The following is a 12,392-nucleotide window of genomic DNA, read 5'->3' on the forward strand; positions in this document are numbered from 1 at the left end:
CCGGAAAGGGGTGCCGAATGACTGCCGGACTCGATGCTGCGACGGGTGCGATTGCTGCGACCGGTGCGATCCCGGGCAGCCTTGATGATCTTGATCTGGCACCTGAGACGCATGAGTTCCTGCGGGCGTTGGCGAGCTCGACGCGCCAGCAGATCATGCTGCTGTTCGCCCGCGGTGCCGAGTTGTCGGTCAATGAGGTGGCCGAGCGCGCTGGGATCGGCCAGTCGACCGCGTCCAACCAGCTCGCGATCATGCGCCGCGGTCGGGTGGTCACCTCCCGCCGGGACGGCAAGGTCGTGCTCTACCGGGCCGATCGCGAAGGAACCCAGGCCGCACTGGGAGATCTCCAGCGCTATCTCAGTATCTGCTGTTGATCCGGCCCTTGCGGGTGTGACTTGACAGGAGCCCGCTCCGCGCGATCTCATCAAGCTGTGTTGATATCAGGTGAGGTTGATGTGATCAGGTTGTTGGCCGATCCGCTGCGCCAGCAGATCGTGGAGTTGCTGGCCGACGGGCCGGCGTGCACCTGTCACCTGGTCGACGACACCGGGGCGAAGCAGCCGACCGTGTCGCATCACCTGAAGGTGCTCCGCGAGGCCGGCCTGGTCGAGTCCGAGCCGTACGGCCGGTTCACCTACTACCGGCTGGTCCCCGAGAGCCTCGACGCCGCCGCGGCCGAACTGACCGCCCTGGCCGGGCGGGCCCGGAGTAACGCCGGCGAGCGGCGGGCCTGCTGATGTCCACGACGACCGCTGCGGCACCCAAGGTTCTGCGTGGCCTTTCGGTGCTCGACCGATGGCTGCCGGCCTGGATCCTGGCCGCCATGGTCGTCGGCCTGGTCGCCGGGCGGCTGATCCCGGGGCTCGGCGACTGGCTGAGCGCCGTCGAGCTCGACGGCGTCTCGCTGCCGATCGCGGTCGGACTGTTGATCATGATGTATCCGGTGCTGGCCAAGGTCCGGTACGACCGGATCGGCACCGTGACGGGGGACCGGCGGCTGCTGGTCACGTCGCTGATCTTGAACTGGTTGATCGGGCCGGCCCTGATGTTCGTCCTGGCCTGGACGTTCCTGCCCGACCTGCCCGCCTACCGGACTGGGCTGATCATCGTCGGGCTGGCCCGCTGCATCGCGATGGTGATCATCTGGAACGACCTGGCCTGCGGTGATCGCGAAGCGGCCGCGGTCCTGGTTGCGCTGAACTCGATCTTCCAGGTGATCGCGTTCGCCGGGCTCGGCTGGTTCTACCTCGCCGTCCTGCCGGGCTGGCTCGGCCTGGCCCAGGCCGAGCTCGACGTCAGTCCGTTCAAGATCGCCCAGTCGGTCCTGATCTTCCTCGGCATCCCACTCGTCGCCGGGTTCCTCACTCGGCTGCTCGGCGAACGGACCAAGGGACGGGAGTGGTACGAGAGCCGGTTCCTGCCCAGGATCGGCCCGTTCGCCCTCTACGGGCTGCTGTTCACGATCGTGATCTTGTTCGCCCTGCAGGGTGACCAGATCGCCGGCCGGCCCCTCGACGTGGCCAGGATCGCGCTGCCGCTGCTGATCTACTTCGCGCTGATGTGGGGCGGCGGCTACCTGATCGGCCGGCTCACCGGCATGACGTACGAGCGCACCACGACGCTCGCGTTCACCGCCGCCGGGAACAACTTCGAACTCGCCATCGCCGTAGCGATCGCCACCTTCGGGGCTACCTCAGGCCAGGCCCTGGCCGGTGTGGTCGGACCCCTGATCGAGGTCCCGGTCCTCGTCGGCCTCGTCTACGTCAGCCTCGCCCTGGGCCGACGATTTCCCCACGCCACCCCGGCACCCGGTTCGGGGACATCCACGGAGGTGCGTCCATGACCGACCTCGACCACGACGCCGGCAGTTACGACCGGATCGTCGACGAACTCAGCTACGACTACGACGGCATCTTCTCCGCCGACACCATTCGCCAAGCCGTCACCGACGCTCGTCAGGCCTTGGAGCCCAACGCGAAGATCCACACCTTTCTGCCCGTTCTCACGGCGCGGTTCGCCCGGGAGCAACTCACCGCTGCGGCACAGGCCTCCGGGACCCAGTCGAAGACCGTGCCCGAACTGCTGTTCGTCTGCGTGCACAACGCGGGCCGGTCCCAGATGGCCGCAGCCCTCGCCGACCATCTGTTCGGCGGTCGCGTGCACGTACGCTCCGCGGGCTCCGCCCCCACCGGCGAGGTGAACCCGCTCGCTGTCGAGGCACTCCGGGAACGCGGCATCCGGCTGGCCGAGGCCTACCCCAAACCCCTCACCGACCAGGTGGTCCGCGCCGCCGACGTGATCATCACCATGGGTTGCGGTGACGCCTGCCCCGTCTACCCCGGCAAGCGCTACCTCGACTGGAACGTCGCCGACCCCGACGGCCAACCCCTCGAGGTGGTCCGTGACATCCGCGACGACCTGACCCATCGCGTCACCAACCTGCTCCGCGAACTCAATCTCTGACAAGGAACCCGATGACCGCAGACAAGCCTTCCGTCCTGTTCGTCTGTGTCCACAACGCCGGCCGCTCCCAGATGGCGGCCGGCTACCTGGCCCAGCTCAGCGCGGGTGCCGTCGAGGTCCGCTCCGCGGGCTCCGAACCCGCCGACCGGATCAACCCGGTCGCCGTCCAGGCCATGGCGGAGGAGGGCATCGACATCACGGACCAGCATCCCAAGATCCTCACCACCGACGCTGTCCAGGCCTCCGACGTCGTGATCACCATGGGCTGCGGCGACACCTGCCCGTTCTACCCCGGCAAGCGGTACGAGGAGTGGGAGCTCGACGATCCTGCCGGGCAGGACCTTGATCACGTCCGGCCCATCCGCGACGACATCAAGGGCCGCGTCCAGCACCTGCTCCGGGAGCTGGGTCTGCCGGTGGCGATCGACGGGTGATCGTCAGGCCGGTGCGTGCACGACCGGCCAGACCTCGATGACGCCCTCGGTGATCGCGCAGGGTGACTTGGCGGCGAGTTCGATCGCCTCCTCCAAGGACGCGGCCTCCAGGATCGCGTACCCGGCGACGGGGAGTTCGGTCCGGAGGTAGGGCCCGGCGCTGGTTTCGATGCCGGCGGCGTTGTGGTTGCGGACCTGGACCGGGGCGCCGGCCATGCCGCCGGCCACGATCTTGCCGTTGGCCGCCATCCAGGCGTCATGATCATGAGCGGCATTGCGGATCTCGGGCGCCGTCCGGTCGTAGGCGGCGGGGTCGCCGTAGGCGATGGTGAGGAACTGCATCGGAACTCCTGGGTGTGGTTGAGGGGGTGAAGCTCGGCTGAGGTCGTGCGGTCAGGCCTGCCGGGGTGAGCAGTACAGCTCCACCTGCTCCGGGACCGGGGCGACGGTCTTCGGCCGCGGTACGGCAGCGCGTCGTGCCGCTCGCCGGTCCGCCCGCTGTTTCCGGAGCAGTCGGTGGGCCATCCGCTCCTGGGCCCGGCTTCGGATCAGTTCGGCGTAGAGCTGATGCGGAACGTCGGGGCTGGTCTGGCTGACCATGATCGTTCTCCTTCGCGGGTTCTCCAATGGTTAGGCATGTGCTTAACCATGACATCGCGAGACTCTGTTAGTCAAGTAGTTGGTTAACTATCGTGTCGATGGTTCGACGGTGTAGGCATGGACCCGAACCGTTCGCCGACTGGAGGTGGCCATGCGCATGCTGCACCTGGGGCTCCGGGTGACCGACCTGGACCGTTCCCTCGCCTTCTACACGGCCCTCGGCTACCTGGAGGTTGGCCGGGTGCCGGAGACCGGGTTCGGCAGCCTGACGATGCTGCGGTTACCCGACGATCCGTACGTCAGCCTGGAACTCGTCCACGATCCGGCGCGGCCGGTCACCGACCCGACGGCGGTCAATCACCTCGTCGTCCAGGTCGATGATCTTGATGCCGTGATCAGCGCACTCGCCGGCCGCGGCGTCGAGGCCGAGCCCGTGTCCGAGCCTGGGCCCCGCATCTCCTGGCTGACCGATCCGGACGGCTACCGGATCGAACTGGTGCAATGGGAACCAGGCCATCCGCCGGGCATGACGGAGGCCGACTTCCGCTGATCCTCGGTCAGTGGGTCAGGCGCGACTCGGCCAGCGCCAATTGCCAGTCGATCACCGGCGCGGCGGCGCCCCGCCGAAAGGCCCTGGGCAGCTGGTGCAGCAGCCAGTACGCCCAGAAGACCCGGAGCGTTTCGGCCGGGACTCGATCCGCCAGGATCTCGTCCAGCAGCTGCGCCGCCGCGAGCTCGACCGGGTCGGGATCGGTACGCCGGACGAACCATTCGCGGTCGAACCGGGTCTGGACCAGGGCCAGGCGCCGATCGCCGCGGTAGACGCCGAGGTTCCAGTCGACCACCGCCGTCGGGCGTTCCTGATCATCGAAGAGGACGTTCGCTGCGCTGAGGTCGACGTGGACAAGATCATCACCGGCGAGCCGTTCTTCGCCGGCCGGGTCGGTCGTGATCCGAAGGATCTCCCGCGCGACCTCGCGAGCCCGCTGATCATGCTCCGGAATCAGCTCCAAGATCAGGTACGGATCCGTACCCGGCGGCCGGAACCACTGCGACACCGGCGGCACCTCCGGGCGATCGGCCAGGGCCCCCGCGAACCGCTCGTTGATCTCCGCGATTCCCTCGATCCGGCGCAGGCTGAGCTCCGTCGAGGCCGTCTTGGGCAGTCGCTGCTGGACGAACACGACCTGATCACCGACCTCGACCACGAGCTCGTGCCGGGGCACCGGGTAGCCGCGGTCCTGCAAGTGATTCAGGACGTCAGCGACCCGGCGGGCCGCAGGTAACCCGCCGTCGAACACCGTCACCACCGCGGGCCGGTCGTCCGGCCAGTCGACATAGATCGCGCCGCCGAGCTTGCCGTGCTCCGCGCGGCCCCGGATGATCAGCCCGGCGCCCGTTCCGCGATTGACCGCCCGGATCAGTTCGGCATCGGCATCCATGCCGGCCAGTGTCGCGAATGTCCCTCGCTCTGAGGGTGACGTCGCGAATTCGGGCGTTTCGCCCCACAGCGGGGGACTTCGGCGACAGGATCATGACTTCACGTACCCTCGGGCCTCGATGATCTTGCCCGCGCGGATCCGGATCAGGTTCACCCCGCGGATCCGGTCCGCGCTGCCGTCGCCCCACTGCAGCAGCCACGGCTGGACGGCCAGCTCGCCGGCGAGTTCGGCGGTCTCCGGCGTGAATCGCAGGGTACGGTCCGCGGCGAGTTCGGACCATCGGGCCAGGCAGGCCGCCCGGCCCACCCGCCGTGCTCCCTCCGGCGCCGGGCCGGAGTCTTCGATGACGCAGTCGTCGGCGATCAGGTCCGCGAGCAGCCCTGGATCGTGGAGCCGGAAGGCGTCGTTGTAGCGGTCCAGGACCTCCCGGGTGCCGCGGCCGGCCGGATCGGTCTCGGCGGCGAGCGGGACACCGCCGGTCTTGCTGTACCCGAGGGCCTCGACGATCCTGCCGTCGATCACCCGGAGCAGGGTCACCCCGCGCACGGAGTCCGCGAGGCCGTCGCCGAACCGGAGGCGCCAGCGGATCGTCGCGTGCTCGCCGCCGAGGGTCACCTGCTCCGGCTCGAACCGGCTGCCGCGATCCTCGGCGAGCGCGCGCCAGAACTCCAGGCAGGCGTCGCGACCCACGGTGCGGGCGCCGTCCGGGGCCGGCTGGATGGCTTCCATCACGCAGTCCTCGGCGACCAGCTCGGCGAGCTGGGTGGAGTCGTGGTCGGTGAAGGCCCGGTTGAAGAGGTCGATCACCTCGGCCGTCGTACGACTGGACATGGCGGGCTCCCTTGCTTGGTAGACCAATCGATCTACTTCAAGGTATAGACCAATCGGTCTATCGGTCAAGTAGGGTGGTGCCATGACCACACGGACGACGCCCGGCCCGCGGGAGCGCCTGCTGGCAGCGGCCAAGGACCTCACGTACGCGCAGGGCATGGCGGTCGGGATCGACGCCGTGCTGAAGCAGGCGAAGGTGGCCCGGCGTTCCCTGTACGAGCACTTCGGCGGCAAGGACGGGCTGATCACCGAGGTGCTGCGGGTGACGTCGGCCGAGGACGAGGCGGCCTACCGGGAGGCCCTGGAGGCGGCCGGCACGGACCCGCGCCGCCGGCTGCTGGCGATCTTCGACTGGCTCGGTGAGGTGATCGAGCAGCCCGACTTCCGTGGCTGCCGCTACCTGGCCGCCGAACTGGCCCTGGCCGATCCCGACCATCCGGGGCACGCGGTCACCCGGGACTACCACCGGCGCGTGCACGAGCTGATCGAGCACGAGCTGCGTGAACTCGGTCATCCGCAACCGGCGGCCGCGACCGAGCAGCTGGTGCTGTTGATCAACGGCGCACTCGCCGTCGGTGCCAATCACCCGGCGACCAACCCGGCGCCGGGGGCCCGCCAACTCGCCGAATCGATCATCGGCGGCGGGCGTCGCCGACGCTAGGGTGGGCGTCATGACGACTCCCTATGACGTGATCGGATCGGTGCCCGCATTCCAGCTGACCAGCGATGATCTTGCCGACGGGGCTGTGCTCGGGCAACCGCAGGTGAGTGGCCGGATGGGCGCCGGGGGAGCGGACCGGTCGCCGCAGTTGTCGTGGTCGGGCTTCCCGGCGGAGACGAAGTCGTTCGTGATCACCGTCTTCGACCCGGACGCCCCCACCACCAGCGGGTTCTGGCACTGGGCCGTCGCCGACATTCCGGTGGGTACGACCTCGCTGCCGGCCGACGCCGGAGCCGAGGGCGGCGCGAACCTGCCGGCCGGGGCGTTCCAGCTGCGCAACGACGCCGGGTTCGCCGGCTACGTCGGCGCGGCCCCGCCGGCCGGGCACGGTCCGCACCGGTACTACGTCGGCGTGCACGCGGTCGGCGTCGAGTCGCTCGGCATCCCGGCCGAGGCGAGCTGCGCCTACCTCGGCTTCAACCTGTTCTCGCAGAGCGTCGGCCGGGCCGTGATCATGGGCACCTGGGAAGCCCGCTAGCTGCGGCGGTCCGGGTCCTCCCAGAACCAGCACTCCGGGTCGTAGACCGCGGGCGTCGGGTGCACCCACGGGTTCACGAAGCCGCCCAGGGCCAGGTTGTCCCGACGCGGCACGTTGCGCAGCGCCCGCTTGGCCACCACGACGGTCGGGTAGTTCGCCACGCAGCCGATGAAGAACGGCCCGTCGGTGACGTGGATCTTGATCATGTCCCAGATGGCCTGATGGCGGGCCAGTCGGTCGGCGGCGGACCGGCTCCGGTTGTACAGGTCCCAGAGCTTCTTGACCGGCCCGTCGGGCTCCGGCTCCATTCGCGGCGGGTGCCGCTGCCACGGATCCAGGTCGAGCTCGGTGCCGGCCGTCTTGGTGCCCAGCTGCTGGTACCACTGGCCCTCGAGCGGCGCCCAGCGGGTGTACTCGATCGGCACCAGCCACTGCGGCTGGGAATGCAGGTTCGGAGCGCCGCCGACCTCCCAGTTGCTGCGCGCCATCAGGGTGCCGGTCTTCCACTGGTCGTCGTAGGACTGCGGCGGGATCGGGTTCAGCCTCATCTCGATCCCGACGGCCTTCAGGTCGGCGATCAGCTGCCGGTCCTTGCTGCTGTGCTCCTCGGCCTGGTTGGCCTGGTAGTCCAGGCGCAGGGTCAGCTTCTTGCCGCCGGGCAGCTCGCGCAGGCCGTCGCCGTCGCTGTCCTTGATCCCGATCTCGTCCAGCAGCGCGGCGGCCTTCGCCGGGTCGTACTTGACGTAGGCGTCGCGCCAGTCCGCGTAGGCCTTCCGGCCGGCCTCGTCGAGGTTGAACTCGAGGGCCTTCGGGCTCATCGTGCCGGTGGTGGCCTCGCCGGTGTTGAAGTAGACGGACTGCCGTACCGCCTCGCGGTTGAACGCGTGTGAGATCGCCTGCCGGAACTTCGGGTTCCTGATCAACGGCCGAAGATCATCATCGACGTAGTCGTAGTTGAGGAAGAAGATCGAACCGGTTCCGGAGCCACTGTCCCACAAGATCAACTCGGTCTCGGCGCGGTCGAGGCTGTCCCGAATTCCTTGGACGTCGGTCAACGCGATCTGGTTGAACGGGCCGTGGCAGAAGTCGACGCTGCCCTGCTGCACCTGGAGCTTGCCGGCCTCCGCGTCCGTGACCAGATTGATCTGGATCTCGTCGAGGTACGGAAGTTGATCACCGTTGGGCATCACGCACCAGTAGTACGGGTTGCGCTCCAGCACGACGCCCTTGGTGTTGTCGAACGACCGGCACCGGAAGCCGGTCATCGTCGGGCACTCCGGGTTGCGGTGCCAGTCGGCCTTCTGCTCCATCAGGCCGCCGACGGTGTCCCAGTTGGCCGGCACATTCTTGCCGTACTTGGGATGGAACTGCTTCAGGTAGTGGCTCGGCATCATCCAGATCGGACCGTTCCGGCCGATGTTGCCGTTCGCCCACATCGCCATCCGGTCCGCGGTCAGCGGTGCCGGCGCATCGAAGATCATCTTCAGCGTGCTGTCGTCGACGGCCTCGAACCTGGCCAGCGTCCCGTTGCCGGATCGGGCCTCGTCCGGCGGCGTGACCGCCATCTTCTGCTCGAGCACGAACTCCTCCCACCAGAACAGGATGTCCGCGGTGGTCCACGGCTCCCCGTCGGACCAGTGGAGGCCCTTGCGGAAGTGGAACGTCCACTCCGTGGCGTCGTCGTTGGACTCCCAGGACTCGACCAGCCCGGGGCCGACGTCCAGTCCGTCGTTCAGGTAGCGCAGGGGCGAGTGACCGTAGAAGAACTGACGGTCCGAGTCGGCGCCCGCCGCTCCCACCGCGGACAGCACGTTCATGGACAGCTTGCCGCCGTAGCCGCCCGGCTGGACCCACCGGTGCGGGATCACGTACGGATGCTCCGGCAGCCGTTCGGCCACCGGCGGCAGGCCCTGGCGTTCCAGCGTCGGCGACTGCTGGTAGCTGTCCGGCGGCGGGATCGGCTCGGTCACCGAACCCCGGCCGGCCGCGTCGGGACCGGTCGAGCCCTGGCCGGTGCCGGCGGGCGGGTCGCCGCCGTCGCAGCTGGTGAGCAGCGCGCCGCCCAGGGCCAGCGCGGCGCCGTAGAGAAACCGGCGGCGGGAATCGTGGGAGACGACCACGGTGATCCTTTCGGGTACGGAAGCGGGGCGGGCGACGGACCGGACACGGGCCGTCGGCTCAGCGCGCCAGCTGTCGTTCGGTGTCGCGGAGCAGGGTGTCGAGTTCGTCCCGGCGGGCGTGATAGCCGGGGTCCTGGGCATGATTGGCCAGCTCGTACGGATCCTCGGCGAGGTCGAACAGCAGCCACGGCTGGTCCTCGAGGCAGATGTACTTCCAGCCGTCGGCGGTGACCACCCCACGCCACCGCCGGTCGACGCTGGAGCCGTGCCCGGTGGGGACCGGGATCCCGACATAGGCGCTGTCCGGCGCCGGGGTCCGCCGGTTGATCACGGTGCTGAAGTCGCGGCCCTGCATCCAGTCCGGCGTCGGCAGGCCGCACAGCCCGAGCGTGGTCGGGGCAAGATCGACCTGGTTGATCAGGGCGTCCTGCCGGTCCGCCAGCTGGTGCTCGCGGCTCGGCCCGCCGATGATCATCGGGACCCGGATCGCCTCCTCCCAGGGGGAGGTCTTGCGCCACTGGCCGTGCGACCCGTGCAGGTCGCCGTGATCACTGAGGAAGATGATCATGGTCTGGTCGGCGATGCCCAGGCCGGTCAGGGCGGAGCGGAGCCGGCCCAGGTTGTGGTCGACCCGCTCGATGGCCGCGTAATAGCCGGCGAGTTCGCGTCGGGCCCGCTCCCGTACCGAAGGGATCTGGGGCACGTTGGGCCGCAGCCGGACCCCGCCCGGCGAATGCCGGGCCATGTCCTCGGCCGGCGCGACGTACGGGTCGTGCGGCGGCTGCACCGAGATCACCGCGAAGAACGGCTGGTCCGACCGGGACCGCTCGCCGACCCAGTCGATCGCCAGGTCGGTCAGGGCGTCGGTCTCATAGCCGGGCGCACGAAACTGCTCCAGGCCGTTCTGCCGGGCCAGCACCGGCACCCCGTCGGGCGTCCGGCCGGCATCGGTGTGCAGCAGGCAGTCGAACGGCCGGTTGTTGTTCTCGTACGCCCACCAGTCCTGGAACCCTCCGCGGCGTTCCGGCGGGATCATCCGCAGCCGCGGGGAAGCGCGGTAGCCCGGTTCCTGATCAAGGTCCGGGCGGTTGCCGTCGAGATGCCACTTGCCGAAGTAGCCGGTCCGGTAGCCGGCCGCCGCGAACTCGCCGGCGACGGTCGCCGTCTCGGCCGGCATCGGGAACTCGTGACCGGCGACGCCCGAGTACTGCGGATAACGGCCGGTCATCATGGAGCCGCGGGCCGGGCAGCACAGCGGCGCTCCCGCGACCGCTCGGGTGAACGTGTGGCCCTCCGCGGCGAACCGATCGAGGTTCGGCGTCGAGACGTTCGGATCGCCGGCGTAGCCGGTGGCCTGACCCCGCATCTGGTCCACCAGGAACCAGATCACGTTCATCGCCGGTTGCTTCTGCACACCCGAAGGTATAGCAATGGCTTTGCACATAGAACAAGGAGATTGCATATGGCGCAAAGACAGGTGCAGTCGGTCGACCGGGCGCTGGGGCTGCTGTGGCGGATCCACCGGCAGCCGGGGCGGAGCCTCACGGAACTGGCGGCCGAGGCGGACCTGCTGCCGTCGACCGCGCTCCGGCTCCTCGCCACGTTGGCCCGGCACGACCTGATCGAGCGTGATCCGGACAGCCGTGGCTACCGGATCGGTTCCGGTGCGGCGATCCTGGCCGGCACGGTCGGCGCCGACCAGCAGCGGCTGCGCGACGTGCTGGAACCGGAACTGCGCGCACTGGCCCATGCGGCCCGGGAACAGGCGGCGCTCGGCGTGCTGGACGGCGACCGGCAGTTCAACATCGCCTTCGTCGACGGGGCCAGCGCGGCCGGCGAGGACGTGATCCTGCGGCCGCGCGGCCTGACCCGCAACTCCAACCTCAACGCGACCGCGATCGGCAAGGTGCTGCTGGCCTACCTGCCGGAGCCCAGGGTGGAGGAGATCATCGCCGGGCTCGGCTTCGAGCAGACCGCCCGGCGGACGATCACCGACGCCGACCGGCTGCGCCGCGAACTCGCGGCGGTCCGGCGGGCCGGCTGCGCGACGAGCCTGGACGAGAACACCCCCGAGGTCTGCGGGATCGCGGCGCCGGTCCGGGATGCCTCGGGCGAGGTCGTCGCCGCGCTGTCGATCAACGGACCGACGATCCGGCTGCCGCGGGCCCGGCTGCGGGCGCTGCTGCCGATCCTGATGGAGGCGGCCGCGAGGAGTTCCCGGTTGCTCGGGCAGCGGGGCTGAATACTCCGAAATTCGTTGGCGGGCAGGGCTCCGCAGCGGTTACAGTCCGAAACGGACGAGGAGGACGTTCCGATGATCAGGGTCATGTGCGAGGCCGGTCGGGTTCCCGACCGCTGACTTCGCGCGCCGATCACGAACTGTCCATTGCACCGGCTGCCCGCCTCGGCGGATGCCGGCCGGTGATCACGTCTGCACCATCGGGTGATGATCATGAACGGACCTGTGTCCGGCATGCGCGCGGATCCGGTGATCACGTCGCGTACCAACAAGAAGGTGGCCGAGCTGGTACGGCTTCGGCTGCCGCGTCATCGGGCTCGCGCCGGCGCCTTCCTGATCGAGGGCTACCGGGAGTTGAGCCGCGCCCAGCCGCGGGTCGACCTGCTCGCCCTCTACTACTGCCGGGCGCTCTGGTCCGGCCGGAACGAGGCCGCCCTGCTGGCCCGCGCCAGGGCCGGCGGCACCCGGCTGGTCGAGCTCGCCGAGGAACCCTTCCGGCGGATCAGCCACCGGGACCGGCCCGACGGGCTGATCGGGGTCGGCCGGATCTTCCCGGCTCCGTTGACCGGCCTGCCCGCCCACCGCGGCCCGTTGCTGCTGGTGGTGGAGGGGATCGAGAAGCCGGGCAACCTCGGCGCCATGCTGCGGACCGCCTGCGCGGCCGGGGTCGACGGGGTGATCATCTGCGATCCGGCGACCGACCCGTACGGGCCCGGGGTGGTCCGGGCGTCGCTCGGCCATCTGTTCACCGTGCCGATCGCGATCGCCGACTCGGCTGCCGCGCTGCGCTGGCTGCGGCAGCGGGGGATCGCGATCTTCGCCGGCATCCCGGACGCTCCGGAGGCCTCCTGGGACGCGGACCTGACCGGGCCGGCGGCGATCGCCATCGGCAGCGAGCAGCGCGGCCTGTCGCCGCGCTGGGCCGACGTCGCCCACCCGGTACGGATTCCGATGTCGGCCCGGCCGGAGGGCGGTCCGGACAGCCTCAACGCGGCGGTCGCGGCCGGCGTACTGCTGTTCGAGGCGGCGCGGCAACGGACCGGAATCGCGGCCCCGGGCTGACC

The 12,392-nt window shown here is 69.7% G+C and carries 16 protein-coding genes; 10 read left to right on the forward strand and 6 right to left on the reverse strand.

Translation table 11 applies throughout. The annotated features are described in order from the left end of the window. Nucleotides 1–17 precede the first annotated feature (17 nt). The 5 genes from ACFQU4_RS22820 to ACFQU4_RS22840 all read left to right on the forward strand — a co-directional run bounded on the left by ACFQU4_RS22820 (nucleotide 18) and on the right by ACFQU4_RS22840 (nucleotide 2,897). Nucleotides 18–374 (forward strand): ArsR/SmtB family transcription factor, encoded by a 357-nt coding sequence (locus tag ACFQU4_RS22820; protein WP_377496274.1) that lies wholly within the window; start codon nucleotides 18–20, stop codon nucleotides 372–374. Between the two features lie 81 nt (nucleotides 375–455). After that, nucleotides 456–737 carry an ArsR/SmtB family transcription factor gene (locus tag ACFQU4_RS22825; protein ID WP_377496276.1) on the forward strand — a complete coding sequence of 94 codons (282 nt, stop codon included), beginning with the start codon at nucleotides 456–458 and terminating at the stop codon, nucleotides 735–737. Then, the gene (gene arsB / locus ACFQU4_RS22830; protein ID WP_377496278.1) at nucleotides 737–1,843 is read left to right on the forward strand and encodes an ACR3 family arsenite efflux transporter; all 1,107 of its coding nucleotides are present in this window, start codon (nucleotides 737–739) and stop codon (nucleotides 1,841–1,843) included. The genes ACFQU4_RS22825 and arsB overlap by 1 nt, the downstream gene beginning before the upstream one ends. Further along, on the forward strand, nucleotides 1,840–2,463 hold the full coding sequence (locus ACFQU4_RS22835; RefSeq protein WP_377496280.1) for an arsenate reductase ArsC: 624 nt from the start codon (nucleotides 1,840–1,842) through the stop codon (nucleotides 2,461–2,463). Before arsB ends, ACFQU4_RS22835 begins: the two co-directional genes overlap by 4 nt. A gap of 11 nt (nucleotides 2,464–2,474) precedes the next feature. Further along, nucleotides 2,475–2,897: an arsenate reductase ArsC gene (locus tag ACFQU4_RS22840; protein ID WP_377496282.1), complete on the forward strand. Its 423-nt coding sequence runs from the start codon at nucleotides 2,475–2,477 to the stop codon at nucleotides 2,895–2,897. A 3-nt stretch (nucleotides 2,898–2,900) separates the two neighbouring features. Here the strand turns inward: ACFQU4_RS22840 and ACFQU4_RS22845 are convergent, their stop codons facing one another. Together ACFQU4_RS22845 and ACFQU4_RS22850 are read right to left on the reverse strand one after the other, a co-directional pair. Continuing rightward, entirely contained in the window at nucleotides 2,901–3,239 is a 339-nt protein-coding gene (locus ACFQU4_RS22845) for a YciI family protein (RefSeq protein ID WP_377496284.1), read from the reverse strand. Between the two features lie 51 nt (nucleotides 3,240–3,290). Beyond that, nucleotides 3,291–3,497, reverse strand: coding sequence for a hypothetical protein (locus tag ACFQU4_RS22850; RefSeq protein WP_377496286.1), 207 nt, complete (start codon nucleotides 3,495–3,497; stop codon nucleotides 3,291–3,293). Between the two features lie 151 nt (nucleotides 3,498–3,648). On the opposite strand from ACFQU4_RS22850, the gene ACFQU4_RS22855 reads away from it, so the two are divergent. Then, a complete protein-coding gene (locus ACFQU4_RS22855) occupies nucleotides 3,649–4,047 on the forward strand; it encodes a VOC family protein (protein WP_377496289.1) in 399 nt (132 codons plus the stop codon). Between the two features lie 7 nt (nucleotides 4,048–4,054). Here ACFQU4_RS22855 and ACFQU4_RS22860 read toward each other — a convergent pair whose 3' ends face one another. After that, the gene (locus ACFQU4_RS22860; protein WP_377496292.1) at nucleotides 4,055–4,939 is read right to left on the reverse strand and encodes a phosphotransferase; all 885 of its coding nucleotides are present in this window, start codon (nucleotides 4,937–4,939) and stop codon (nucleotides 4,055–4,057) included. Between the two features lie 90 nt (nucleotides 4,940–5,029). After that, entirely contained in the window at nucleotides 5,030–5,770 is a 741-nt protein-coding gene (locus ACFQU4_RS22865) for a nuclear transport factor 2 family protein (protein ID WP_377496294.1), read from the reverse strand. Nucleotides 5,771–5,852: 82 nt separating this feature from the next. On the opposite strand from ACFQU4_RS22865, the gene ACFQU4_RS22870 reads away from it, so the two are divergent. Beyond that, nucleotides 5,853–6,431 carry a TetR/AcrR family transcriptional regulator gene (locus tag ACFQU4_RS22870; protein ID WP_377496296.1) on the forward strand — a complete coding sequence of 193 codons (579 nt, stop codon included), beginning with the start codon at nucleotides 5,853–5,855 and terminating at the stop codon, nucleotides 6,429–6,431. A 10-nt stretch (nucleotides 6,432–6,441) separates the two neighbouring features. After that, a complete protein-coding gene (locus ACFQU4_RS22875; protein WP_377496298.1) occupies nucleotides 6,442–6,969 on the forward strand; it encodes a YbhB/YbcL family Raf kinase inhibitor-like protein in 528 nt (175 codons plus the stop codon). Here the strand turns inward: ACFQU4_RS22875 and ACFQU4_RS22880 are convergent. Continuing rightward, complete coding sequence (locus tag ACFQU4_RS22880; RefSeq protein ID WP_377496299.1) at nucleotides 6,966–9,089, reverse strand: ABC transporter substrate-binding protein; 2,124 nt, start codon at nucleotides 9,087–9,089, stop codon at nucleotides 6,966–6,968. The two genes, ACFQU4_RS22875 and ACFQU4_RS22880, sit on opposite strands and share 4 nt — an antisense overlap. 58 nt (nucleotides 9,090–9,147) lie before the next feature. Then, nucleotides 9,148–10,503, reverse strand: a complete 1,356-nt coding sequence (locus tag ACFQU4_RS22885) for a sulfatase (RefSeq protein WP_377496301.1) — start codon at nucleotides 10,501–10,503, stop codon at nucleotides 9,148–9,150. Between the two features lie 48 nt (nucleotides 10,504–10,551). Here ACFQU4_RS22885 and ACFQU4_RS22890 point away from each other — a divergent pair, with 48 nt between their 5' ends. Both ACFQU4_RS22890 and ACFQU4_RS22895 read left to right on the forward strand, forming a co-directional pair. Next, nucleotides 10,552–11,331: an IclR family transcriptional regulator gene (locus tag ACFQU4_RS22890; protein ID WP_377496303.1), complete on the forward strand. Its 780-nt coding sequence runs from the start codon at nucleotides 10,552–10,554 to the stop codon at nucleotides 11,329–11,331. A gap of 204 nt (nucleotides 11,332–11,535) precedes the next feature. After that, nucleotides 11,536–12,390: a TrmH family RNA methyltransferase gene (locus ACFQU4_RS22895; RefSeq protein WP_377496305.1), complete on the forward strand. Its 855-nt coding sequence runs from the start codon at nucleotides 11,536–11,538 to the stop codon at nucleotides 12,388–12,390. Nucleotides 12,391–12,392 lie beyond the last annotated feature (2 nt).

This window comes from Microlunatus sp. GCM10028923, from assembly GCF_042666975.1.
GTDB lineage: Bacteria > Actinomycetota > Actinomycetes > Propionibacteriales > Propionibacteriaceae > Microlunatus.